Origin of the sequence: Afifella sp. YEN Y35, from assembly GCF_047553465.1 — a bacterium.
Taxonomy (GTDB): Bacteria; Pseudomonadota; Alphaproteobacteria; order Rhizobiales; family Afifellaceae; genus Afifella; species Afifella aestuarii.
Window position 1 is genome coordinate 757703 of record NZ_CP180203.1, and the last position, 22130, is coordinate 779832.

Below are 22130 nucleotides of genomic sequence, written 5' to 3' on the forward strand. Positions count from 1 at the left end.
GCGCGCTTTCTCGTTACGAATAGCGCTGGCGAAACAGAACGCCGTGTTCGGCGACGAGCACGGTCGCGATCGCCAAACCAGAAAGAATGGTGAGACCGAAGGCGAAGGGCGTGACACTGCCATTGTAAAGGTAGCCCACGAACGCCCCGAAAAAGCCGCCGCCGAAGGTCTGCATGAAGCCGAGCACGGAGGAGGCCGTTCCGGCGACATGGCCGAGCGGCTCCATGGCGAGTGCGTTGAAATTGGTGCCGACGAAGCCGAAGAAAAAGAAGGCTGCGCTGATCAGCGGAAAAAACAGCCAGAACGGCATCGGGCCAGCATAAATGACCGACAGGATGGCCGTGACGAAGCTCAAGGCGCAGAAGCTGATCAGCGCCGTGTGAGCGAGGCGGCGCATGCCGAAACGGCCGACAAGGCGGGAATTGGCGAACGAGGCGCCCGCGATCAGGACGGCGCTGCCGGAGAAAGCCACGGGAAACCAGGGGCCTAGGCCAAAGACCTCGACAAAGATCTGTTGCGACGAATTGAGGTAGGAGAACAAGCCGCCGAAGGCGAGAGCCGTGGCAAAGGCGTAGCCGAAGGCCTGCCGGTTGGTGAGCACGATGCGGAAGGCCTCGATGACCTTGCGCCCGTTGAGAGGGCGGCGGTTCTCGTCGGCAAGCGTTTCGGGCAGGCGCATTCCAGACCACAGCAGGACGATGGCGCCGAAGATTGCCGTGAAGAACAAGATCCAGTGCCAGCTTGCGACGAAGAGCACGAGCTGGCCGAGGGTCGGCGCAAAGATCGGCACGGCCATGAAGACCATCATCACGAGCGACATGAGGCTCGCCATCTGCCGTCCGCCGAAGGTGTCGCGCACCACGGAGATTGCGACGACGCGGGTTGCGGCCGCGCCCATTCCCTGCACCGTCCGGCAGGCGAGCAGAATGCCGAAATCGGGCGCGAGCGCCGAGGCCGTGCCCCCGACGACATAAATCACGAGGCCCGCGAGCAGGATCGGACGGCGGCCGAAGCGGTCGGCCAGTGGACCGAAGACGAGCTGGGCGATGCCAAAGCCCACCACGAAGGCCGTGACGACGAATTGCCTGGAGTTCTGATCCGCGATGGAAAAGCTGCCTGCGATGTTGTCGAGGGCCGGCAGAATGATGTCGATCGCCATGGCATTGAGCGCCATCATCGAGGCGGCGAGGGCGACGAACTCGACATAGGGAATTGTCAGCCGGGAGGCGGCAGGCGTGGAGGATGGCATTGAAACGGTCTCCCCGGGCAGGACGCAGTCCCGCGCGGAACGAGTGCGGCAGAATTGTTGGGAGACCGGGTTCTAGGGCCGGCGGCGGCCCCCTGCAAGGTCACGGGATGTGCCGAATGCCCATTCCCTCCGCCGGGAAGCGGGTCGCCTCAAAATGAAAGAGCCGGCTTCTGGCCGGCTCGGTCTTTGCAAATGAGATAATCCGCAGCCCGATCTGGCCTGCGATCGGGAGCCTCGCTTATCCAGCCGCAGCTCCCGTCAGGCATCGCTGAGCGGTGATCGAAGACGCGCGAGCGCGACCTCCGCTCGCCCTTACGCCGCTTTGGCGACGCCTTTTTCTTCCATCAGGTTCTGCAGCTCGCCCGCCTGGAACATCTCGCGGATGATATCGGCACCGCCGACGAACTCGCCCTTCACGTAAAGCTGCGGGATGGTCGGCCAGTTGGTGTAGTCCTTGATCCCCTGGCGCAGATCGTCGGATTCCAGGACATTGATGCCCTGGTAGGCGACGCCGAGATAATCGAGGATCTGAACGGTCTGGCCCGAGAAGCCGCATTGCGGAAAGGTCGGCGTGCCTTTCATGAACAAGACGACATCGTTGGACTTCACCTGGCTATCGATCCATTCGTTGATCGCTGACATGATCGCTGGTCCTCCAGACTGCGGGCGCGGCCGCGCAGTCTCGTCGGTTATTCCGGGATGCTGGTCTGCAGGGCGAGGGCGTGCAATTTGCCACCCATGTCTCCCTTGAGCGCCTCATAGACCATCTGATGCTGCTGCACGCGGCTCTTGCCGCGAAAGCTTTCGGATACAACCTCTGCGGCGAAATGGTCGCCGTCGCCGGCAAGATCCCTGATCGTCACACTCGCATCGGGAAATGCTTCGCGTATCAGACGCTCGATCTCCCCTGCATTCATCGGCATTCTTGGTTGCTCCTCGTGCGTATGCGCCGAATGTGGTCAATCGACCCTGAAACGTCAATCCGGCGACCCTGAAAGGTCAATCTCGCCTTTCGCATGGGGAGGGCTGTTCAGGCCCCCGCCATGTATTTGGGAAACCAGCCTTCGAAGGCTTCGCGAAGCGCGGCGACGGCGGCCGAGCCGGCATTGCGGAACGTCAGCGCATCGCCCGCCACTTTGCCGATCTGAACGGCCGGTACGCCCGCCTTCGCGGCGGCCTGCATGACTGTCTCCGCCTCTTGCGGCTCAAGCGTCACCACATAGCGAGCCTGATCTTCTCCGAAGAGCGCGCGATCGGCACGCCCGGGCGCTTCCTCGATTTCGGCTCCGAGATTGCCGGCGAGTGCCATTTCGGCAAGCGCCACGGCAAGCCCGCCATCGGAGCAATCGTGCACGGCGGTGACGGTGCCCTCGTGAATGAGACCGCGGACGAAATCGCCGTGCTTCATCTCCCTGGCGAGATCAACGCGCGGCGGGGCACCTTCCTCGCGGCCGAAAATCTCTCGCAGATAGATCGACTGGCCGAGTTCTGATCCCCAGCTTTCGGTATCCGCGCCGATGAGGAGGATGACATCACCTTCTTGTTTGAACGAGATGGTGGCCGCCTTCTTCCAGTCATCGAGGAGGCCGATGCCGGCGATCGTCGGGGTCGGCAGGATCGCCTGACCGGAGGTCTCGTTGTAGAGCGAGACATTGCCGGAGACGATCGGGAAGGAAAGCGCCTTGCAGGCCTCGCCCAGGCCCTGCAGCGCCTTCACGAAGACGCCCATGATCTCCGGCTTTTCCGGATTGCCGAAATTCAGATTGTCGGTGACGGCGAGCGGCGTCGCGCCGACGGCCGTGATGTTGCGCCAGCATTCGGCAACGGCCTGCTTGCCGCCTTCGAAGGGATCGGCTTCGACATAGCGTGGGGTTACGTCGGAGGAGAGGGCGAGCGCCTTGTCGCCCTTCGCGCCGAAGCTCCGGTCGATGCGGACGACGGCAGCGTCGCCGCCCGGCCGCACGACGGTGTTGCCCTGGACGAGATGGTCGTATTGCTCAAACACCCAGCGTTTTGACGCGAGGTCCGGCGTGCCCATCATCTGGATGAGGGCGAGGCCGAGATCGCCGGGCGCGGGAATGGAGGCGAGGTCGAGCGGCGCGGCCTTGGCAGGCTCCACCCAGGGACGGTCGTATTCCGGGGCCTCGTCGCCCAGATCCTTGATCGGCAGGTCCGCCACTTCCTCGCCGTAGCGCGACACCCGGAAGCGCAGATCGTCGGTGGTTTCGCCGACCTCGGCGAAGTCGAGGCCCCATTTTTTGAAGACCGCCTCGGCCGCGTCGCGTTTGTCGGGGCGCAGCACCATCAGCATGCGCTCCTGGCTTTCCGACAGCATCATCTCATAGGCCGTCATGGCGCGTTCGCGGGTCGGCACCTTGTCGAGGTCGAGACGGATGCCGAGATCTCCCTTCGCCCCCATTTCGACGGCGGAACAGGTGAGGCCGGCGGCACCCATATCCTGGATGGCAACGACGGCGCCCGTCGTCATCAGTTCCAGGCAGGCTTCCAGAAGACGTTTTTCGGTGAAGGGGTCTCCGACCTGGACCGTCGGGCGCTTCGACTGAGTCTCTTCGCCGAACTCGGCGGAGGCCATCGAGGCGCCGCCGACGCCATCGCGTCCGGTCTTGGCGCCGAGATAGACGACGGGAAGGCCGACGCCTTCCGCCTTGGAATAGAAGATCGCGTCCTTCCGGGCGATGCCGAGGGCGAAGGCGTTGACGAGGCAATTGCCGTTGTAGCGGGGATGGAAATTCACCTCGCCGCCGACCGTCGGCACGCCGAAGGAATTGCCGTAGCCGCCGACACCGGCGACGACGCCCGCCACGACGTGGCGCGTCTTTTCATGGTCCGGCTCGCCGAAGCGCAGCGCGTTCATCGCCGCCACGGGCCGTGCGCCCATGGTGAAGACATCGCGCAGGATGCCGCCGACGCCGGTCGCAGCCCCCTGATAGGGCTCGATGTAGGAGGGGTGGTTGTGGCTTTCCATCTTGAAGACGGCCACGAGACCATCGCCGATATCGACGATGCCGGCGTTCTCGCCAGGGCCGCAGACGACCTGCGGTCCGCTCGTCGGCAGCGTCTTCAGCCACTTCTTCGAGCTCTTGTAGGAACAATGCTCGTTCCACATGGCCGAGAAGATGCCGAGCTCGGTGATCGTCGGCGTGCGCCCGATCAGTTCCAGGATCCGCTCGTATTCGTCGGGCTTGAGCCCGTGGGCGGCAATGAGGTCTTCGGTGATCTCGGGCGCGTTCTGTGGATGCATGTCTCTGCCTGATGCTTCTGGCCGCCGTGTCTTAGCGCGTGACGGCGCGCGACACACCCTTCCTTACGAAAAATCCCCATGCAGACGGGCCCCGTGCTGACGGTTGGGGCGGCGGCAGCACCGTTGTCACGATTTCCGGAGACCGGCAGTCATCTTGACATCACAACGATTATGTAATTCTAGAAGTTACATGATATTGGACAGCAGATTGTCGAGCGTTTTGCATGTGCTCCTGCACATGGCGGAGCACGAGGGGCCGATCACCTCCGAGGTGCTGGCAAAAGCGATGTCGACCAACCCGGTGGTCGTTCGGCGCGTGATGGCGGGACTTCGCGAGCAGGGTTACGTGCGCTCCACGAAGGGCCATCGCGGCGGCTGGGAGCTCGCCCGCCGGCTCGAGGAGATCTCGCTGCGCGACGTCTACGAAGCTCTTGGGCGCCCGTCGTTCTTCGCCATGGGCAACCGAAACAACGAATCGACGTGCCTCGTGGAGAGGGCGGTCAATGCAGCCCTCGATCAGACCCTGAGCGAAGCCGAGGCTCTCATCCTCACTCGCCTCGATACGGTGACGCTCGCGATGCTTTCAGCCGAATTCCATGCCGGCCTTCCGAAGCACAAAAGGGACGCGGAGGTGTGCCATGCCGTCTGAGACGGGTCCCAAGCAATTCCTCGAGCGGTTCTCCGATCCGCAGGCGATGGCCCAATACGAGGAAGGCGTGCGGCGCTTCGTGCCGGCTCTCGATGCGTTACACCGGATGGTGGGCATCCTCCTTGCCGAGCGCGTCAGGGAAGGGGACAAGATCCTCGTCCTCGGTGCTGGCGGTGGCCTGGAGACGAGGGCGCTGGCGAAGGCATATCCCGACTGGAGCTTCGTGGGTGTCGACCCGGCACAGCAGATGCTGGATCTCGCCGAAAGGACGCTGGGCCCCCTCGCGTCCCGGGTCGAATTTGTGACCGGCACGATCGAACATGCGCCGGAGGGGCCTTTCGATGGCGCGACCTGCCTTCTGACCCTGCATTTTCTCGATGCTCGGGAGCGCCAGCAGACCGCGGAGGCGATCCGCCGACGTCTGCGGCCCGGCGCGCCGCTGGTTGTCGCGCATTCGAGCTTCCCGCAAGGCGAAGGCGAGAGGGATCACTGGCTGGCGCGTTACGCGGCCTATGCCAAAGCCTCGGGGGCTGATCCTGGCGATGCTGAAAACGCTCGTGCGGCGGTGGCGGCCAGTCTCGACCTTTTCAACCCTGACAAGGATGCCGCCATTCTCAGTGCGGCCGGGTTCCGGGATGTCAGTCTGTTTTTTGCCGCCTTCACCTGGCGCGGCTGGGTTGGCTATGCCTGACCGGACGTGAGGTAGGGGCGCCGTTTCAATTGTAGCTGTCGTAGGCGGCCGGGCCTTGATCCAGAAGGCGGCGGAGCGTGCGGAAGCCCTCGGCTGTGCGGTCGCTATCCTGCACGGTGGTGAAACCGACGCGTACGCCATGGAAGGAGGTGTCGGAGCGGACCGGCTTGTACTCGTCCTCCTCGTCGATGCGGATGTTCTCGCCCAGCGCGGCATTCTTGAACGTGCCGGAAAGCCACGGCTCAGGAAGATTGAGCCACAGGAACGGGGACACGTCGTCCAGATAGACATCGAGGCCTGAGAAAATCTCGCGCGCCAGGCCGACGCGCCGTGCGATTTCCGCCTGGGTCTTCGCCATCAACTCGAAAGCCGCGCCGGAGGCGATCAGCCGGGCGACGAGCTCGGCCATCAGGAAGGGCTTTCCGCTGGTCAGCATCTTGTGGGCGATGTTGATGCGATTGGCGAAATGCGGAGGGCAGGCGACGAAGCCGCCGCGCAGCCCGGCCGCGACGGCCTTCGACAGGCTGCTCACATAGAAGACGCGCTCGGGTGCAATCGATACAATCGGTGGCGGTCCTCCGCGCGACAGGACCCCATAGACCGCGTCTTCGATGATGTAGGTCTGATGGCGATAGGCAATGTCGGCGATCTCCCGTCGGCGCGTTTCGCCCATTACGGCGAGAGTGGGGTTCTGCAAGGCCGGCATGACGAACAGGATTTTCGGGTGCTGCTGTGCGCAGAGGCGCTCGAAATCCTCCGCTATCGGGCCTTCGCGGTCGGCGGCCACCTGGACGGGACGTCGTCCAAGGAGCGCTACGCTGCGCGCGATCGAGGCATAGGTGAGGGGCTCGAAGGCGATGCGATCGCCCGGCGACGTCACCGCGGCGACGATGGTCATGATGGCGGCATGGGCGCCAAATGTCGGGACGACGTCTTCGGGAGACGGCTCCCAGTCGGGTCGTGTCAGCCAGTGGGCCCCGGCCTCGGCCCATCGTTGCGGCACGTCCCGAATGTAGTTGGAGACCGCGTTCGGGTATTCCCGGCATATCTCGCCGGTCAGCCGAGCCATCACAGCCGCTGCGCCGTTCTCGGGCGCCGCCGTCGTGTCGAATCTGAGGGCCCCCTCCGGCCCCGGCCGATCGCCGGTGGCATAGGTGATCGTGGGCGGCAGAGGCGCCTGGCGCGCATGCGCGGCCTGCACATAGGTGCCGCGACCGACTTCACCGGACACGAGGCCTCGCTCCCGGGCGAGGGAATAGGCGCGGCTCACCGTGCCGATGGTCACGCCGATATCAAAGGCGAGATTGCGCTGCGGCGGCAGCCTCGTGCCGGCGGGGAGCTGACCCGCGTCGATCGCCCGCTCGAGCTGATCGGCGAGGCGGACATAAAGCGGCCCCTGGCCGGTGGAGAGATCGGGAAGCCAATTTGTCATGGTGTCAATGTTGTATATTGCACCATTGAGCGGGGTCAATCAGAACATTGCCTGTCGCAAGTCGTACCGATGGAGACGAACGATGGGTTCAATTGCTACATTTTCCGGTGTCAGGCTTTCCCGCTTTCAGCAGGCGCAGCTGGGCATGCGAATTGCTGTGGCGCGCCTGTCGACACGACTTGTGCTGATCATGCAGAGGCGGCGCACGAGGCGGGCGCTCCTGTCGCTGACCGACGACCAGTTGAAGGATATCGGCGTCTCAAGAGCCGATGCGTATCGCGAGGGACTTCGCCGTCCCTGGGACGTCTAAGCTTCGCGCTCGCGCCCTGGCAGGCGCGTCGCCGCTCGGCGGGCGCACGCTGCCGCGTCAGCGGAAACCGGGAGTCTTTAGAGAGGCTTCCGCGCTTTGATTGAGATATCGAATCAGGCTGTGCAGGCGCTGGAGCCCGCCGACCAGCGGGCGATGTCGGCCCGTATCCTCGGGGCCGCCTCGGTGGCGAGGAGCGGACCGAAGAGTTTGACTTCGGCGCCGCGGCCGTCCTCCTGAGCCTGGACGACGAGCCGCGGCAATCCGCCGGGCTCGTTCTTCGGCAGGACGAGAATGCGCGGCTGGCCCGAATAGGAATTGAGTTCCGGCGCGTAGATGTAGGAGGCGAAGGTCGCATCGCCCGCGAACCAGCATCGCCCCATGGCGCGGGCGATGCGCGTCGATGCATCGAGCGGCCGATCGCTGGCCGAATAGCTCAGATAGTCTTTTTGAGCCTGGGTGCAGCCGGCCGCGACGAGCGTGGCGATGGCGATGCCGGCAAATCCGCGCAATCGGGAGCGGAACGGCCGAGCCTTTCGGCCAGATGAGCCGCTCAAGCGGCTTTCTCCTGCAGACCTTCCACGAGCCCCTTGAAAAGAGCGAGCCCGTCGTCGCCGCCATGTGCGGCTTCCACGAGATCTTCCGGGTGGGGCATCATGCCAAGCACGTTGCGCCGCTCATTGGTGATGCCGGCAATGTCGCGCTGCGAGCCGTTGGGATTGGTGCCGTCGGCGTAGCGGAACACGACCCGATCCTCGGCTTCGAGCCGATCGAGAGTCTCCGCCTCGGCAAAATAGTTTCCGTCGGCATGGGCCACGGGGCAGCGGATCACCTGGCCGGGGCGATAGAGGCTCGTGAAGGGGGTGGCCGTATTCGTTACCTTGAGCTTGACCTCGCGGCAGACGAATTTGAGCGAGGCGTTGCGCATCAATGCGCCGGGCAGAAGGCCGGCCTCGCAGAGGGCCTGAAATCCGTTGCAGACGCCGAGCACCATGACGCCGTCATTGGCGCGCCTGGCCACATCGCGCATCACCGGAGAATGGGCGGCGATCGCGCCGGAGCGCAGATAATCGCCGAAAGAGAAGCCGCCAGGGAGCACGATCAGGTCGACGCCCGAAGGCAGGCTCGTCTCTCCGTGCCAGACGGTGTCGGCGTCGCGCCCGGAGACGAGGCGGAGTGCCGCCGCCATGTCGCCTTCGCGGTTGGTCCCGGGAAACTGGATGATGGCGGCTTTCATGCGTGTATCCGATTTGTCAAAGAAGCCAGCGAAAGGCACGACGAAGCTCCGCCTCCGCATTCGCTAAATAGCATCGGCCATGGGCGATAAGAACCCGTTCCGGTTTGCGCTCCAGCATTTCTTTCACGGTCTGGCGCAGCTTCTTTTTGTGGCCGAGAAAGGTGAGGCGAACGTCGCGTGGCGTCGAACCGTTCGGATCGAGCACGCCGCCGATCTTCAAAAGCGGCGGCATGTGGCGGCAGGTGACGCGGTCCTTCTCGAAGTTCTCGATCATGTCGGTCAGAACGAGCGTCCTTGACGGAACATGGAAAAGCTCGAGTTCGGTCATGTAGCTGCCGACGAGCGGAAACAGCTCGACTTCACCAGCCCATGCCGCCGGGGCTTCCTCGCAGAGTTCCGCGTCGAAGCCTGAAAACCGCTCTTTTGCGGCCTCGCGCACGCCAGGCGCGGCATAGGCGATCGCGTTCGGGAAGCGGGCCTTCCACTCGCCGATCCACCAATAATGCAGACGGTTCGGGGCGACGAGGAAGCGGACCTCACCGAGAGCGGCGAGGGCTTCGACGAGATCTTCGTTGAGTGGCGTCGGGGAGTGCAGGAGAAGAGCGCCGTCGGCAAGACGGATCACGGTCATGCGCGTCGTGAACGGCAATGTGCCGACCACGTAGCTCATGGCGATCTCCGGCCCGTCGACGATCCACACATTCTCGGCGATGGGCTTGAGAGCGTTGAGCGGCTCGTAAGGGATGAGACAGGTCATCGGACAACTCCTAACTAGGCGCCCGCTCTGTCTCAGCTCAACCTGGCAGGCGTGTGACGGCGTCCGCGGCGTGTCGCCGCCGCTACGCTGCCGTCACAGCATCTCGATGCGGTAATCTTCGATCACGGTGTTGGCGAGAAGCGTCTCGCACATCTCGCGGATGCGCTCTTCGGAGGCGCCGTCCGGGGCGAGTTCGATGTCGATCACCTTGCCCTGGCGCACCGATTCGACGCCGGAGAAACCGAGAGCGCCGAGCGCGCCCTGAATGGCCTGGCCCTGCGGGTCCAACACGCCGTCCTTCAGCGTCACGAAAATGCGGGCTTTCATGCCATCTTCCGCGCCGGCTCGGCCGGGCGGCCCCTCTATGCTGCGGTGCTGCCGACTGTGCCGGCTCCGTCTGAATAAACAAAAACGCGGCGCCGGGGCGAGCCCGCGCGCCGCGCGATCAACATGTCTTTTTGAGGCGCACGGACGGTGCCGAGCCTACTGAACCAGGACAGGGCCCGTGCCGGTGACACGCTCGTTGGAGTTCAACAGGCCGAGCCGGCGGGCGACTTCCTGATAAGCCTCGAGGAGGCCGCCGAGATCGCGGCGGAAGCGGTCCTTGTCGAGCTTCTCGTTGGAGCTCATGTCCCACAGACGGCAGGAATCCGGCGAGATCTCATCGGCGACGACAATGCGCATCATGTCGTTCTCGAAGAGGCGGCCGCATTCCATCTTGAAATCGACGAGGCGGATGCCGACGCCGAGGAAAAGGCCCGACAGGAAGTCGTTCACACGAATCGCGAGCGACATGATGTCGTCCATCTCCTGGGGCGTCGCCCAGCCGAAGGCCGTGATGTGTTCTTCCGACACCATCGGATCGTCGAGTTCATCGTTCTTATAGTAGAACTCGATGATCGAGCGCGGCAGCGGCGTGCCTTCGTCGATGCCGAGCCGCTTCGAAAGCGACCCTGCGGCAACGTTCCGGACAACGACCTCGAGCGGGATGATCTCCACCTCGCGAATCAACTGCTCGCGCATGTTGAGACGCCGAATGAAATGGGTCGGGATGCCCATGTCATTGAGATTGTTGAAGATATACTCGGAGATGCGGTTGTTCAGGACGCCCTTGCCATCGACGATTTGATGTTTCTTGGCGTTGAACGCGGTCGCGTCATCCTTGAAATGCTGAATGAGCGTTCCCGGCTCTGGCCCCTCGTAGAGGATCTTGGCCTTGCCTTCGTAGATGCGGCGACGACGGTTCATAGGTTTCAGTCTAACGATCATGATGAGGAAAGATGGGCTGGCGAGTGTCGGCTCCGAAGCGGCGATCCGCCATTTGCTGTCGGAACCTAGCCGAAAGCTCGAGGAAGCACAATGTCGTGTTAACGGCGGCGGTTGGCGGCATTGCGGAGCGCATACTCTCCCGCTAACAGAACCGTAGTCGTGGGAGGGAGTGAGCGGCTATGACAACATTCGACGATCGCGAAAACGCTTATGAGAATAAGTTCGCGTATGACGAAGAGCTGAAGTTCAAGTCGATCGCGCGGCGTAACCGTCTTCTGGGCCTCTGGGCTGCTGAAAAGCTCGGAAAAGATGGCGAAGATATGGAGGCTTACGCTCGCGAGGTGGTGAGGGCAGATTTCGCCAAGCCTGGTGAAGAAGATGTCTTCCTCAAGGTGAAGACCGATCTGGAGGCGGGCGGCGTGGCCTGCTCCGATGAAGAGCTGCGTCAGCTCATGCGCCGTTTCCTGGTGGAAGCGGCCGAGCAGATCGAGGCAGCACGCTGAGCGAGGACAATAACGCCAGGGGGCAGCCAACGCTCGCGGGACGACTGCGGGCGGGCGAGAAACTCGTTTCCGCCTGGTCCGGCCTTCCCGATCCGCTCGTCGCCGAGACGCTCGCAAGGCTCGGCTTCGATGCGGTCACGCTCGATATGCAGCACGGCTTTCATTCGACCGAAAGCGTGCTGCGGGGAATCGCCGGTGTGGCGCTCGCCGGCAAGCCTGCGATCGTGCGCATCCCGGTCGGCCGCTTCGACATGGCGAGCCGCGCGCTCGATATGGGCGCTGCGGCGGTGATTGCTCCGATGATCAACGATGTCGACGATGCGCGTGCCTTTGCGGCGGCGACGAAGTTTCCTCCGCTCGGCGAACGCTCGTGGGGGCCGCATCGGGCCATGCAACTTTCGCGACATGGGGACGTCTCGACGTTCATGCGGACGGCGGATGGCGAGACGCTTTCCTTCGCCATGATCGAGACCCGCAAGGCCTTCGACCGACTCAACGACATTCTGGACGTCGACGGGGTCGACGGCGTTTTCGTCGGGCCGGCGGATTTTTCCATCGCCTGGAGCGAAGGGGCCAAGGTCGATCCCCGCCTCGAGGAGATGATGCCGGCGATCGAGGCGATCGCAGCGGCCGCGGAGAAGGGCGGCAAGCTCGCCGCCATCTATGCGGCAGATCCCGGCCTTGCCGGGCGCTACCGCCAGATGGGGTACCGGCTCGTGGCGACCGCGTCCGATACGGAGAGTCTGGTTTTGGGGGCAGCGACGGTTCTGGAACGTGCGAAGGCGGAATAAAGCCGCTCGCCTCGGGCACTCCGGCGCCCGCCACTAAAGACTCGCACGGGACGTTCGGGCCGGCTCCGCTTCGTGGTCGCGCCTGCCTAAAGGACCTGACGCAGGATGATAAATCCGATTGCCGAGAGAATCGCGGCTGCCGGCAGGGTCACGACCCAGGCAAAGGCGATCGGCCGCATGAGCTTCCAGTTCGTCTGACGGTTGACGAGTCCAATCCCCAGGACCGAACCGATCAGGATATGCGTGCTCGACACCGGCAGGCCGAAGATCGAGGCAAGCAGGACGACGGCGGACGCGGACAGCTCGGCGGAGAAGCCTGACGCCGGATGCATGGTCGTCAGGTTGTGCCCGACCGTCTGAATGACATGTTTGCCGATGAACCAGAGGCCGGCCACGAGCGCGACGCCGAAGGTGATCATGGCAACCGCGGGCACCGGCACATTCTGTTCGATCGAACCGCTGCGCAAAACGTCGAGGATCGCGGCGAAGGGGCCGATGGCGTTTGCGATGTCGTTGGAGCCGTGGCTGAAGGCGAAGCCGGCGGCGGTGAAGACCTGCATCCAACTGAACAAGAGGAAGGTCGCGCGCCCGAGCGGCTGGCTTTTCAGGAGTTTGGCGACGACGAAGACGGCCATCCACACGGCGATCCCGGCCATAGCGATGATCAGGAGATCTTCGACGAGGCTGAGGCCGAGATGCAGGTTCTCCAGCCCTTTCAGGAGAAGCACGGCGGCGATCACCATGGCGCCGAAAGATGCGATCGGCGGGACGAGCTTTTCGAGCGCGCGGTGGGGCCGGAGCTGTTCGCGCCGCTCCTCGATGCGCTGCAGCTCGCGGTAATAGTCGGTCTCGAGGTTTTCCGGTCCCAGATCCTTGTCGGCGACGACGTTCATGTCGCGCGTCAGAGCGTGGGTGTAGGAGAGCTGCTGGATCTCCGACAGGCGTTCGAAGGCTTCCTTATGCTTCTTGTTGTGGTCGATCTTTGCCTGGCGGATCTGATCGAGCTTGGCGGTCATCGTGTCGTTGAAGGACAGGATGCGCTTCTTGATCTGCCAGAAGAGCAGATAGGCCACCACGCCGCCGAGAAGCGGTGAGAGCACCCAGGAGACCACGATCTGGCCGACCTTCGTCCATTGGACGAGAGAGAAGGCGGCCTCGGGCCCGCTCATCAGGACGCCGAGTGTGATCGAACTGCCGACGATCGCGCCCACGATCGAATGCGTCGTCGAGACCGGATAGCCACGCATGGTGGCGAAGAGAAGCCAGAGTGCGGCCGCGATCAGTGCCGACATCATGATGAAGACGAAATCCGATGGGGCGACGTCGAGATTGCCGAGTTCGACGATGCCGTCGCGGATGGTGTCGGTGACGGCGCCGCCGGCGATGACCGCGCCACTGACTTCGAAGATCGCAGCGACAGCAAGCGCCTGGCGGATGGTCAAAGTGCCGGCGCCGACGCTGGTACCGAACGAATTGGCGACGTCATTGCCGCCAATATTGAAGGCCATGAAAACGCCGAAGAGCGTGGCTGCGACGAGGACGGTGCTGCGATGGCCGTCCGTATAGCCTGTCGCCCAGAAGAGAAAGTATCCGGTTACGCCGACGAGAAGGACGAGGAAGACGGTGCTGAGCCAGGAAAGCTCCTCGCGCAATCGGGTCTGCGGCTCACCTGTGTGAATCTCGGTCGCCATCCGGTCGCTCTGCCTTTCCGGCGACCGTTTGCGAGGAGAAAAACCCCAATCTTCGTCACGAGTTGTCGCCGCCTAAAGGACTAAGCGGCCGGTGATTACATGCGTGTGACGTCTGATTTGATGCAGCGCATGAAATACTTTCGCGGCTTAAGAGGTTGCGCGTCCGCTGTGGTCGAAGCCACCGGCCTCGGCCCCCGTCATCGGAGCGGCAACCGGGTGCTTCTGGAAAAACGCCAGCGCGTCTTTGATGTCGCGGAGGAGAAGTCTGCCGAGATCGGCACTGAAGCCATGGCGGACGAGAATGCGCTGCACAGCGAGGTCTTCGCGGTCGGGTGGCATGGAATAGGCCGGAACCTGCCAGCCGCGCGTACGCAGGCGATCGGCGAGATCGAAGAGCGTGAAGCCGGGATTGAGGCCCTCCTTCATCGACCAGGAGACGGCCGGAATGCCGTCGGTGCCACCCTTGTGGATCATGTCGAAGAGGCCGAAGCCCGCAATCGCTTCGGCGAGAGCCGCGGCATTGGCGTAGCAAGCCTCTTGCACGCGGCGGTAACCCTCGCGGCCGAGGCGCAGGAAATTGTAATACTGGCAGATGACCTCGCCGCCGGGCCTGGAGAAGTTGAGCGCGAAGGTGGGCATGTCGCCGCCGAGATAGTTGACCCGGAAGACGAGGTCCTCCGGCAGGTCTTCGGCCGTGCGCCAGAGAGCCCAGCCGACGCCAAGCGGGGAGAGCCCGAATTTGTGGCCGGAGGCGTTGATCGATTTCACGCGCGCAAGGCGGAAGTCCCAGGCGAGACCCGGCACCACGAAGGGAGCGAGAAAGCCGCCACTCGCCGCATCGACATGCACGGGAATATCGAGCCCGGTTTTGACCTTCAGCGCGTCGAGTGCCGCGCAGACGCCGACGACATCCTCATACTGGCCCGTGAAGGTGACGCCGAGGGTCGGAACGACACCGATCGTGTTCTCGTCGCAGCGCGTGATCACCTCGTCGGGCGAGAGGATCAGGCGATCGCCCTGCATCGGGATCTCGCGCAGCTCCACATCCCAATAGCGGGCGAATTTGTGCCAGCAGACCTGCACCGGACCGGTGACGATGTTGGGGCGGTCCGTCGGCCGGCCGGCTTGTCGGCGTCTTTCACGCCAGCGCCACTTCATCGCCATGCCCGCGAGCATTGCCGCCTCGCTCGAGCCTGTGGTCGAGCAGCCGACGGCAGCGCCGTCCGGGGCGTTCCAAAGATCGGCCAGCATGCGGACGCAGCGACCTTCGATTTCGGCCGTCTGCGGGTACTCGTCCTTGTCGATGATGTTCTTGTCGGCCGTTTCGGCCATCAGGCGGGCGACTTCAGGCTCCATCCAGGTGGTGCAGAAGGTCGCGAGATTCTGGCGCGAATTGCCGTCGAGCATGAGCTCGTCGCGGATCGCCGCATAGATGTGGCGGGGATCGTGCTCGCCCTCCGGCAACCGCATTTTTGGAAGCTCGCGGATCGAATCCGCCGAGGCATAGATGTCGTCGATCTCCGACGAGGAGATTTTGTGCCGAGGCTTCTGGTGGTGGAGGGGCATGTCGGCCTCCCTGGTGGCGCAGCTTCGTTTCGTCCGCAGAGCTTCGCCGCTTCGGGTTGCCAGAAAATGACCGGTCGAGGTTTTTGCGACCGGGAGGTCGTCAGAGCTGTCCCATCATGCGGGCGAAGACCATCAGGCCCTCCGGCCAGGGCCCGTGACCGGAATCTGAGTTCATGTGGCCGGACTCGCCGCCGTCGATGAAAAGAGCGCCCCAGGCAGCGGCCCAGTCTTCCGACGTCTCGAAGGCGCAATAGGGATCGCTGCGGCTTGCGACGACCAGGGTGGGGAAGGGCATTGGCTCTCTTGGAACCGGGAGAAACGTGCGCCCCTCCGGGAGCTCGTCGCCGCAAAGATCAAAGTCGGGCGGGGTCACCAGAAAAGCCGCGCGCACTGCCGTACCCGCGAGATGGGCAGCCGCATGTACGATGGTGAGCGCGCCGGCGGAATGGCCGACGAGCACGACCGGTCGTTTGGCGAGCTTCACCGCGGCGATCAGATTGGCGGTCCAATCAGACCGGTCGGGTCGCGACCAGTCCTGCTCGATCATCTCCGCAGTCCCGATCTGTCTCGCCCAACGCGCATACCAATTGTCGGGCTTCGGACCGTAGAGGCCGGGATGGATCAAAATATCGGCTTCGCGGGCTTTCATGCGCTCGTGACTTGGTGAAGCAGTGGAAGGGCGTCGTGCAGCTCAGTTTGCGCCGAAAACGCGGGCAAAGATCGTGTCCACATGCTTGGTGTGGTAGCCAAGATCGAACATCGCCTCGAGCTCGGAAACCGGAATCTTTTGAGTCACCTCCGGGTCGGCCTTCAACTCCGACAAGAAGTCGGCGCCGCGCTCCCATGTCTTCATGGCGTGCTTCTGGACGAGACGGTAGGAATCTTCTCGCGACATGCCGGCTTGGGTGAGGGCGAGCATCACGCGCTGCGAATTGTGCAGGCCGGCAAGCTTGTCGAGGTTCTGCTGCATGCGCTCGGGATAGACGACGAGCTTCTCGATGACGCCGGCGAGGCGGGCGAGAGCAAAATCGAGCGTGATCGTGGCGTCGGGGCCGATCATGCGTTCGACGGAAGAATGCGAGATGTCGCGTTCATGCCAGAGTGCCACGTTCTCCATGGCCGGCACGGAGAAGGCACGCACCATGCGGGCGAGGCCCGTGAGGTTTTCCGACAGAACCGGATTGCGCTTGTGCGGCATCGCCGAAGAGCCCTTCTGGCCCGGCGAGAAATACTCCTCCGCCTCCAGCACTTCGGTGCGCTGCAGATGCCGGATTTCGGTCGCGAGCCTTTCCATCGAGGAGGCGATGACGGCAAGCGTGGCGAAGAAGGCGGCGTGGCGGTCGCGCGGGATCACCTGCGTGGAGACGGGCTCTGGCTTCAGCCCCATTTTCTCCGCGACGTATTCCTCCACCTTCGGGTCGATGTTGGCAAAGGTGCCGACGGCGCCGGAAATGGCGCAGGTGGCGATCTCCGCGCGTGCGGCGACGAGACGTTCGCGGTTGCGGGCGAATTCCGCATAGGCCTGGGCGAGCTTCAGCCCAAAGGTCGTCGGCTCGGCATGGATGCCGTGCGAGCGGCCGATCGTCGGCGTGTCTTTGTGCTCGTAGGCGCGGGCCTTGAGAGCGTCGAGCAAACGGTCGAGATCCGCGAGCAGGAGATCTGCCGCGCGCGCAAGCTGCACCGAGAGACAGGTGTCGAGGACGTCGGACGAGGTCATCCCCTGATGGACGAAACGCGCCTCCGGTCCGACGATCTCCGAAAGATGCGTGAGGAAGGCGATGACGTCATGCTTCACCTCGCGCTCGATTTCGTCGATGCGCTCCACATCGAAGGTGGCGGAGCCGCCCTTTTCCCAGACTTTTTCCGCAGCGTCCTTGGGCACGCGTCCCATTTCGGCCATGGCGGAGAGGGCATGCGCCTCGATCTCGAACCAGATGCGGAATTTCGTCTCGGGCGACCAGATCGCCACCATCTCGGGGCGTGCATAGCGCGGAATCATGGGAAGGCTCCTTCAATCGCCCTTCCGTTTAATGAGGGTATGGGGCTGGGGCAACGGCAACGGCGCCGCTTGCTGGCGCTTCCCGCCTCGCAATAGGTATGAGGGCGGGCGGGTGACCGATGGGATTGCGCCTGCACGGGAAAATGAAAGCTGCGATTCTTGCGGGAACGGCATGAGATGGTAGACGCGGAGGTGCGGGCAGCAAGTCGGCTGCTTGAAGGAGGAAAAGTGTGAAGCCGTGTCTCATGCTCGACGTCGACGGCGTTCTGGTTCACGGGCATCCTGAGGGAGATTCCTGGGTCGAGAACGTGGAGCGCGATCTCGGTGTCACGCCTGCGATCCTGGAGACCTGCTTTTTCGAGCCACACTGGGCCGATGTCATCGTCGGCAAAAAGCAGCTTCTGGACGTGCTGGAGAGGTGTCTGCCGCCCGTGGCGCCCTGGCTCGCACCGCAGGACTTCGTCGATTACTGGTTTGCCCACGACAGTCTGCTCGACGAGGCTCTCTTGTCGGAGGCGGACAATCTGCGCCGCCACGGCATGCTCGTGTTTCTTGCGACAAACCAGGAGCATATGCGGGCGCGCTACCTGATGGAACATCTTCGCCTTGGCGAACATGTGGATGGGATCGTCTACTCGGCCGCCGTTGGCGTCAGGAAGCCCGACCGAGCCTTTTTCGACGCCGCTCTGAAGCAGAGTGGGTCGGTCGCCCGGAACACCGTTCTCGTGGACGATATGCGCGCAAATGTCGAAGCGGCGCGTGAGGCCGGCTGGTTGGCGATCCAGTGGACACGCGGCAAGAGCCTCGTCGGCCTCCTTGAGGCCGAGTGCGCCTGCGTCGCCGAGGTCTGAGCCTGCGGTCAGCGAGCCCGGCGAAACTCCATGGCTTGTGAGACCAGGCGGGCATTCCCGTCGGCAATGTCGCCGTTCGGGAGGGTGCAACCGTCTTCCAGCCCAACGCGCGTCGAGACGTTCATCGCAAAGGCGCGTTCGACAAAGTGCCAGACGGTGGCATCAAAGCCATGCAACAGAAGCGGTCGGTGAACATCTGCCGCTTCCAAAACCTGCACGATTCCGGTTGCGACAGCGTCCGCCTCCTCGGTCTCTTGTTCCTCGATCTCGATCAGAATGCGGAAGACCCGCTTGCGCTCCTGAAGAGCGACAAACCGCTCGGCATCAGCGACACTGGCGAGCCCCGCTTCGACGCCCACACCCATGCGCTGGAGCAACGCGATGACCGCAGGTGCGTCGGGGTCGGCGAGATTGACGGAGGCATAATCGGGCAGCTCCTGCCAGGCGGCGATTTCGTCTCGTGTCCGTCTCTCATCGCCCGTAATCCACGCGCCGGTCGAGACGCCGATGAGCGTGCCCGGACAGGCGCGACGTACCGCCCGGATGGTGTCGCCGACCGCTACGAGGCTCTCTTGGCGGTCTTGCCCGCGTGGGTGGATGTGGAGTTCGGCCGCCCCGGCTGCAATGCAGGCCGCGCCATCTTGCGCCATGGCGTCGGCCGATAACGGCAGGCGGGGGTGGTAATCGACGGGGCGTGCTCCGTTCAAACAGGCTTGGACGATCACGCGGGTCTCCGGCTTCCTTTGTCGGGCCAGATCAGCCGCAACCGAAGTGGCGGCAAGACCGGTCTCGGAGCGGATGAGCTTTCAAAGCTGCGCATCTGTCGGTGCCGTGTCCAGGCTCTGTCACGAGGACGGTCGAGAAGGATGGAGGGCTGCGAAGTTCAGATGGAAGCCAGGGAATGGTTGGACGCGAAGACAGGGGCGGTTGCCCTCACGCCTCCCGGATCGGCAGGGAGGGGGTGTCTTTCACGGTGGCGACGACGATGCGCGACTGGACATCCGTGACGAGTTCGTTGTCGAGGAGCTTGGAGCGCAGGAACCAGTCATAGGTGTGGATGTCGTTGGTGACGATCTTGAGCAGATAGTCGACCGCGCCCGTCACCCGCTCGCAGACGAGCACTTCCGGCCAGGAATTCACCAGCTTGTCGAATTTTTCCATGTTCTGACGGCTCGGTACGCCGAGCTTGACGAAGGCGTAAGCGACGAAATCGAGCCCGACCGCGTTGCGCTCCACCAGCGCCACGACGGCGCGGATGATGCCCTCTTCTTTCAGTCGCTTGATGCGCCGCCAGGCCGGCGTCTGGCTCATCCCCGCTTCGCGCGCGATATCTGCCACCGACAGGGACGCATCGCGCTGCATGATCCGCAGAATGCGGATCTCGCCTGGGTCAAGTTCAATTTCCTGAGGCCTCTGCACGTTATTCTCTCCTCCCGCCGCGGAAGCTAATTTTCAGGTCTCCGGCCGCTCAAGCCGTATCGCCAAAACGCCCTTTCCAGGTCGGGAGGCGATCGCTTTGTGTATCTGTCGCCCAGTAGACGGCGCGCGCAACGGCCCGTGCCAGGACCACCGGGGTGGCTGCGCAGAGCTCCAGCATCATGGAAAGGGGCTCCATGTTCGGATCTGTTTCAGCTTTGCCTGTGGACAATGCGAAGACCGTGTCGCCGTCGAAGGGTGTGTGGGCCGGATAGATCGACAGAGCAAACCCGTCATGTGCGACGATAGCAAGGCGCTTCGCCTCAGCCTTCGTCAAAGGCTGATCGGTCGCGATGACGGCGATCGTCGTATTGGCGGCCGGCGCCGGATCGAATTTCGTGATGCGCGCGGCCGTCTCCGGACTGGCCGTGGCTGGCAAACCGAGGCCGCCGAATTCGTGGTCGACCTCGAAAGGGGCGGCGCGGAAATGCGGCCCGTCGCCGAACGTCACGGCGCCCACGGCGTTGACCGCGACGAAGGCGGCGATGGTGGCTCCCGAGGAGAGTTGCTCCCCGGCATGGCCGAACCCGCCCTTCAGATTGGCGGTCGTGGCCCCCGTGCCGGCTCCGAGAGTTCCCACTTCCACCGCCCCGCCTTGTATCGCTTCCAGGGCGGAGCTGCAGGCTCGATATGCCAATCCGGGGTAGGGGTTGGCGGCAGCGGCGCGTTCTTTTGCCGGGAGAAAGCTCTTGTCCCCGCCATTGGCGAGATCGAACAAAATTGCTGTCGGCACGATCGGGACGCGAAGCCCCGCCACCTCGAAGCCGCGACCGTTCTCCGCAAGAAAGGACATGGCACCATCTGCTGCCGCGAGCCCGAAAGCGGAGCCGCCTGACAGGACGATCGCGTCGACTTTCGACACGCTCGCTTCCGGCTCGGCAAGGCCGAGCTCGCGCGTTCCGGGCGCGCCGCCGCCGATATGGGCGCTCATCACCGCAGGTTCATCCGGCAGGAGGACAGTGACGCCCGATTTCAGAGTTTCATCGGAAGCGTGGCCAATGCGCAGACCTGCCGGCATTCCAGAAAAGGGTACCGGATAACGATTCATGCCGGATCAAAACGCAGCGGCAGGCAAAAGAAAAGCCCCGGCGGAGATGCCGCCGGGGCCGATCGAAAAAGCGGGTTAACGCGCTTACGATTTCTTCTCTTCGGTAGCTTTTTCGTCGCCCGCGTTGAGGTAATCGTAGCTGCCGTCGTGCCATTCGTAGAAGACGTAGCCCGGCAGCGACACGTCGCCCTTGTCGTCGAAGGAGAGCTCGCCGAGAACCGTGTCGAAGGTTCCGGTGTTCAGAGCCTCGTTGACTTCGTCATAATCGGCCGCGCCGGCCGTTTCGACTGCCTGAGCCCAGGCCTGAATCGCGGCGTAGGTGTAGAGGACGTAACCTTCGGTCGGCTTGCCGGCATCTTCCAGCTTCTTCACGATCGGGGCGGCCGTCTCGCTCTTCCGCGGATCCGGCGAGAAGGTCATCATCGTGCCTTCGCCAGCATCGCCGGTGATCGCCCAGTATTCGTCGGTGACGAGGGCGTCGCCGGAGATCAGCTGCACATCCATGCCCTGATCCTTCATCTGGCGCGCCATCAGGCCGGCTTCGGTGTGATAGCCGCCGACATAGAGGACGCCGATGCCTTCCTGCTTCAGCTTGGAAACGAGGGCCGTGTAGTCCTTTTCACCAGCCGTGTAGGCCTCGTACATGTCGGCCTTCTTGCCGGCTGCTTCCATCGCCGCCTTGGTCTCGTCGGCGAGGCCCTTGCCATAAGCCGTCTTGTCATGGATGACGGCGACTTTCTTGTCCGGATAATGCTCGGCGATGAATTCGCCGGCGACCTTGCCCTGCTGGTCGTCACGGCCGCAGACGCGGTAGGTGCCGCCGTCCGGGTTCGGGCGCTCGTCCGTGAACGTCGGATTGGTCGAAGCCGGGGAAATCTGGACGATGCCTTCTTCCGCATAGACCGCGGAAGCCGGGATCGACGATCCCGAGCAGAAATGGCCTGCGACGAAGACGACGCCCTTGCCGGCCATCTGGTTGGCGACGGCCACAGCCTGCTTCGGATCGCAGGCGTCGTCGCCGATTTCAAGAACGAGTTTCTCGCCGAGGACGCCGCCCTTCTCGTTGATGTCTTCCACCGCCTGCTGGGCGCCAGCCTTCATCTGCTCGCCGAAAGAGGCGTACTGGCCGGTCATCGGCCCGACCGTGGCGATCGTGATATCGGCCCATGCCGCACCCGTCATTGCGAAGCTCAAAGCGACGCCTGCCAACATTGCTTTTTTCAATGGATTCTCCCTCTTTCTTAGATGGCACCATGATCTAAAAGACCCGCGGTGCCCGTGCGGGTGATTGAGGCGAACCTCAATTGTCTCGATCTAAGCCCATTCTCCTCCCGGATGGTACGGCTTTTGCT

24 protein-coding genes are annotated in these 22130 nt (G+C 63.5%); 6 read left to right on the forward strand and 18 right to left on the reverse strand.

Annotated features, from left to right (window positions below; all coding sequences use genetic code 11):
- Positions 1 to 13 precede the first annotated feature (13 nt).
- The 4 genes from ACK8CP_RS03600 to purL form a co-directional block, all read right to left on the reverse strand.
- Positions 14 to 1249, reverse strand: coding sequence for a multidrug effflux MFS transporter (locus ACK8CP_RS03600; RefSeq protein ID WP_414833372.1), 1236 nt, complete (start codon positions 1247 to 1249; stop codon positions 14 to 16).
- Positions 1250 to 1561: 312 nt separating this feature from the next.
- A complete protein-coding gene (grxD, locus tag ACK8CP_RS03605) occupies positions 1562 to 1891 on the reverse strand; it encodes a Grx4 family monothiol glutaredoxin (RefSeq protein ID WP_234628322.1) in 330 nt (109 codons plus the stop codon).
- A 47-nt stretch (positions 1892 to 1938) separates the two neighbouring features.
- The gene (locus ACK8CP_RS03610) at positions 1939 to 2172 is read right to left on the reverse strand and encodes a BolA family protein (protein ID WP_092816322.1); all 234 of its coding nucleotides are present in this window, start codon (positions 2170 to 2172) and stop codon (positions 1939 to 1941) included.
- Positions 2173 to 2279: 107 nt separating this feature from the next.
- Positions 2280 to 4511, reverse strand: a complete 2232-nt coding sequence (gene purL, locus ACK8CP_RS03615) for a phosphoribosylformylglycinamidine synthase subunit PurL (protein WP_414833373.1) — start codon at positions 4509 to 4511, stop codon at positions 2280 to 2282.
- A 190-nt stretch (positions 4512 to 4701) separates the two neighbouring features.
- Here purL and ACK8CP_RS03620 point away from each other — a divergent pair, with 190 nt between their 5' ends.
- On the forward strand, positions 4702 to 5160 hold the full coding sequence (locus tag ACK8CP_RS03620) for an Rrf2 family transcriptional regulator (RefSeq protein ID WP_414833374.1): 459 nt from the start codon (positions 4702 to 4704) through the stop codon (positions 5158 to 5160).
- A complete protein-coding gene (locus ACK8CP_RS03625; RefSeq protein ID WP_414833375.1) occupies positions 5150 to 5851 on the forward strand; it encodes a class I SAM-dependent methyltransferase in 702 nt (233 codons plus the stop codon). Before ACK8CP_RS03620 ends, ACK8CP_RS03625 begins: the two co-directional genes overlap by 11 nt.
- 25 nt (positions 5852 to 5876) lie before the next feature.
- On the opposite strand, the gene ACK8CP_RS03630 is transcribed toward ACK8CP_RS03625, so the two are convergent.
- Positions 5877 to 7283, reverse strand: coding sequence for a PLP-dependent aminotransferase family protein (locus ACK8CP_RS03630; RefSeq protein ID WP_414833376.1), 1407 nt, complete (start codon positions 7281 to 7283; stop codon positions 5877 to 5879).
- Positions 7284 to 7365: 82 nt separating this feature from the next.
- Between ACK8CP_RS03630 and ACK8CP_RS03635 the strand changes: the two genes are divergently transcribed.
- Positions 7366 to 7593 carry a DUF1127 domain-containing protein gene (locus ACK8CP_RS03635; RefSeq protein ID WP_370642314.1) on the forward strand — a complete coding sequence of 76 codons (228 nt, stop codon included), beginning with the start codon at positions 7366 to 7368 and terminating at the stop codon, positions 7591 to 7593.
- Positions 7594 to 7706: 113 nt separating this feature from the next.
- Here the strand turns inward: ACK8CP_RS03635 and ACK8CP_RS03640 are convergent, their stop codons facing one another.
- From ACK8CP_RS03640 to purC, 5 genes are all read right to left on the reverse strand, one after another.
- On the reverse strand, positions 7707 to 8147 hold the full coding sequence (locus tag ACK8CP_RS03640) for a hypothetical protein (RefSeq protein WP_414833377.1): 441 nt from the start codon (positions 8145 to 8147) through the stop codon (positions 7707 to 7709).
- Positions 8144 to 8827, reverse strand: a complete 684-nt coding sequence (gene purQ / locus ACK8CP_RS03645) for a phosphoribosylformylglycinamidine synthase subunit PurQ (protein WP_414833378.1) — start codon at positions 8825 to 8827, stop codon at positions 8144 to 8146. The genes ACK8CP_RS03640 and purQ overlap by 4 nt, the downstream gene beginning before the upstream one ends.
- Before the next feature lie 16 nt (positions 8828 to 8843).
- On the reverse strand, positions 8844 to 9584 hold the full coding sequence (locus ACK8CP_RS03650; protein WP_414833379.1) for a DUF4336 domain-containing protein: 741 nt from the start codon (positions 9582 to 9584) through the stop codon (positions 8844 to 8846).
- 93 nt (positions 9585 to 9677) lie between these two features.
- On the reverse strand, positions 9678 to 9911 hold the full coding sequence (purS, locus tag ACK8CP_RS03655) for a phosphoribosylformylglycinamidine synthase subunit PurS (protein WP_261214102.1): 234 nt from the start codon (positions 9909 to 9911) through the stop codon (positions 9678 to 9680).
- A gap of 156 nt (positions 9912 to 10067) precedes the next feature.
- Positions 10068 to 10832, reverse strand: a complete 765-nt coding sequence (gene purC / locus ACK8CP_RS03660) for a phosphoribosylaminoimidazolesuccinocarboxamide synthase (RefSeq protein WP_128291678.1) — start codon at positions 10830 to 10832, stop codon at positions 10068 to 10070.
- Positions 10833 to 11032: 200 nt separating this feature from the next.
- Between purC and ACK8CP_RS03665 the strand changes: the two genes are divergently transcribed.
- Both ACK8CP_RS03665 and ACK8CP_RS03670 read left to right on the forward strand, forming a co-directional pair.
- Positions 11033 to 11356 (forward strand): DUF1476 domain-containing protein, encoded by a 324-nt coding sequence (locus ACK8CP_RS03665; protein WP_234628312.1) that lies wholly within the window; start codon positions 11033 to 11035, stop codon positions 11354 to 11356.
- Positions 11353 to 12147: an HpcH/HpaI aldolase family protein gene (locus ACK8CP_RS03670; RefSeq protein ID WP_414834184.1), complete on the forward strand. Its 795-nt coding sequence runs from the start codon at positions 11353 to 11355 to the stop codon at positions 12145 to 12147. Before ACK8CP_RS03665 ends, ACK8CP_RS03670 begins: the two co-directional genes overlap by 4 nt.
- A gap of 86 nt (positions 12148 to 12233) precedes the next feature.
- Here the strand turns inward: ACK8CP_RS03670 and ACK8CP_RS03675 are convergent, their stop codons facing one another.
- The 4 genes from ACK8CP_RS03675 to purB form a co-directional block, all read right to left on the reverse strand.
- Positions 12234 to 13838 (reverse strand): inorganic phosphate transporter, encoded by a 1605-nt coding sequence (locus ACK8CP_RS03675; RefSeq protein ID WP_414833380.1) that lies wholly within the window; start codon positions 13836 to 13838, stop codon positions 12234 to 12236.
- 147 nt (positions 13839 to 13985) lie between these two features.
- Positions 13986 to 15404 carry a glutamate decarboxylase gene (locus tag ACK8CP_RS03680; RefSeq protein ID WP_414833381.1) on the reverse strand — a complete coding sequence of 473 codons (1419 nt, stop codon included), beginning with the start codon at positions 15402 to 15404 and terminating at the stop codon, positions 13986 to 13988.
- A 100-nt stretch (positions 15405 to 15504) separates the two neighbouring features.
- Complete coding sequence (locus ACK8CP_RS03685; RefSeq protein WP_128291683.1) at positions 15505 to 16053, reverse strand: RBBP9/YdeN family alpha/beta hydrolase; 549 nt, start codon at positions 16051 to 16053, stop codon at positions 15505 to 15507.
- A 42-nt stretch (positions 16054 to 16095) separates the two neighbouring features.
- Entirely contained in the window at positions 16096 to 17403 is a 1308-nt protein-coding gene (purB, locus tag ACK8CP_RS03690; RefSeq protein WP_128291684.1) for an adenylosuccinate lyase, read from the reverse strand.
- 230 nt (positions 17404 to 17633) lie between these two features.
- Between purB and ACK8CP_RS03695 the strand changes: the two genes are divergently transcribed.
- Positions 17634 to 18254 carry an HAD-IA family hydrolase gene (locus ACK8CP_RS03695; RefSeq protein WP_414833382.1) on the forward strand — a complete coding sequence of 207 codons (621 nt, stop codon included), beginning with the start codon at positions 17634 to 17636 and terminating at the stop codon, positions 18252 to 18254.
- A gap of 8 nt (positions 18255 to 18262) precedes the next feature.
- On the opposite strand, the gene ACK8CP_RS03700 is transcribed toward ACK8CP_RS03695, so the two are convergent.
- The 4 genes from ACK8CP_RS03700 to ACK8CP_RS03715 form a co-directional block, all read right to left on the reverse strand.
- Positions 18263 to 18979, reverse strand: coding sequence for a 3-keto-5-aminohexanoate cleavage protein (locus ACK8CP_RS03700; protein ID WP_414833383.1), 717 nt, complete (start codon positions 18977 to 18979; stop codon positions 18263 to 18265).
- A 208-nt stretch (positions 18980 to 19187) separates the two neighbouring features.
- Positions 19188 to 19616 (reverse strand): Lrp/AsnC family transcriptional regulator, encoded by a 429-nt coding sequence (locus tag ACK8CP_RS03705; protein ID WP_092816352.1) that lies wholly within the window; start codon positions 19614 to 19616, stop codon positions 19188 to 19190.
- Between the two features lie 106 nt (positions 19617 to 19722).
- The gene (locus tag ACK8CP_RS03710; protein WP_414833384.1) at positions 19723 to 20778 is read right to left on the reverse strand and encodes a P1 family peptidase; all 1056 of its coding nucleotides are present in this window, start codon (positions 20776 to 20778) and stop codon (positions 19723 to 19725) included.
- 84 nt (positions 20779 to 20862) lie between these two features.
- Entirely contained in the window at positions 20863 to 22002 is a 1140-nt protein-coding gene (locus ACK8CP_RS03715; RefSeq protein ID WP_128291687.1) for a branched-chain amino acid ABC transporter substrate-binding protein, read from the reverse strand.
- Positions 22003 to 22130 lie beyond the last annotated feature (128 nt).

What these genes read in the sequence shown, in the direction of transcription:
- ACK8CP_RS03600 (WP_414833372.1), bottom strand. Translation starts at nt 1,249, where the DNA reads ATGCCATCCTCCACGCCTGCCGCCTCCCGGCTGACAATTCCCTATGTC.
- grxD (WP_234628322.1), bottom strand. Translation starts at nt 1,891, where the DNA reads ATGTCAGCGATCAACGAATGGATCGATAGCCAGGTGAAGTCCAACGAT.
- ACK8CP_RS03610 (WP_092816322.1), bottom strand. Translation starts at nt 2,172, where the DNA reads ATGCCGATGAATGCAGGGGAGATCGAGCGTCTGATACGCGAAGCATTT.
- purL (WP_414833373.1), bottom strand. Translation starts at nt 4,511, where the DNA reads ATGCATCCACAGAACGCGCCCGAGATCACCGAAGACCTCATTGCCGCC.
- ACK8CP_RS03620 (WP_414833374.1), top strand. Translation starts at nt 4,702, where the DNA reads ATGATATTGGACAGCAGATTGTCGAGCGTTTTGCATGTGCTCCTGCAC.
- ACK8CP_RS03625 (WP_414833375.1), top strand. Translation starts at nt 5,150, where the DNA reads ATGCCGTCTGAGACGGGTCCCAAGCAATTCCTCGAGCGGTTCTCCGAT.
- ACK8CP_RS03630 (WP_414833376.1), bottom strand. Translation starts at nt 7,283, where the DNA reads ATGACAAATTGGCTTCCCGATCTCTCCACCGGCCAGGGGCCGCTTTAT.
- ACK8CP_RS03635 (WP_370642314.1), top strand. Translation starts at nt 7,366, where the DNA reads ATGGGTTCAATTGCTACATTTTCCGGTGTCAGGCTTTCCCGCTTTCAG.
- purQ (WP_414833378.1), bottom strand. Translation starts at nt 8,827, where the DNA reads ATGAAAGCCGCCATCATCCAGTTTCCCGGGACCAACCGCGAAGGCGAC.
- ACK8CP_RS03650 (WP_414833379.1), bottom strand. Translation starts at nt 9,584, where the DNA reads ATGACCTGTCTCATCCCTTACGAGCCGCTCAACGCTCTCAAGCCCATC.
- purS (WP_261214102.1), bottom strand. Translation starts at nt 9,911, where the DNA reads ATGAAAGCCCGCATTTTCGTGACGCTGAAGGACGGCGTGTTGGACCCG.
- purC (WP_128291678.1), bottom strand. Translation starts at nt 10,832, where the DNA reads ATGAACCGTCGTCGCCGCATCTACGAAGGCAAGGCCAAGATCCTCTAC.
- ACK8CP_RS03665 (WP_234628312.1), top strand. Translation starts at nt 11,033, where the DNA reads ATGACAACATTCGACGATCGCGAAAACGCTTATGAGAATAAGTTCGCG.
- ACK8CP_RS03675 (WP_414833380.1), bottom strand. Translation starts at nt 13,838, where the DNA reads ATGGCGACCGAGATTCACACAGGTGAGCCGCAGACCCGATTGCGCGAG.
- ACK8CP_RS03680 (WP_414833381.1), bottom strand. Translation starts at nt 15,404, where the DNA reads ATGCCCCTCCACCACCAGAAGCCTCGGCACAAAATCTCCTCGTCGGAG.
- ACK8CP_RS03685 (WP_128291683.1), bottom strand. Translation starts at nt 16,053, where the DNA reads ATGAAAGCCCGCGAAGCCGATATTTTGATCCATCCCGGCCTCTACGGT.
- purB (WP_128291684.1), bottom strand. Translation starts at nt 17,403, where the DNA reads ATGATTCCGCGCTATGCACGCCCCGAGATGGTGGCGATCTGGTCGCCC.
- ACK8CP_RS03705 (WP_092816352.1), bottom strand. Translation starts at nt 19,616, where the DNA reads ATGCAGCGCGATGCGTCCCTGTCGGTGGCAGATATCGCGCGCGAAGCG.
- ACK8CP_RS03710 (WP_414833384.1), bottom strand. Translation starts at nt 20,778, where the DNA reads ATGAATCGTTATCCGGTACCCTTTTCTGGAATGCCGGCAGGTCTGCGC.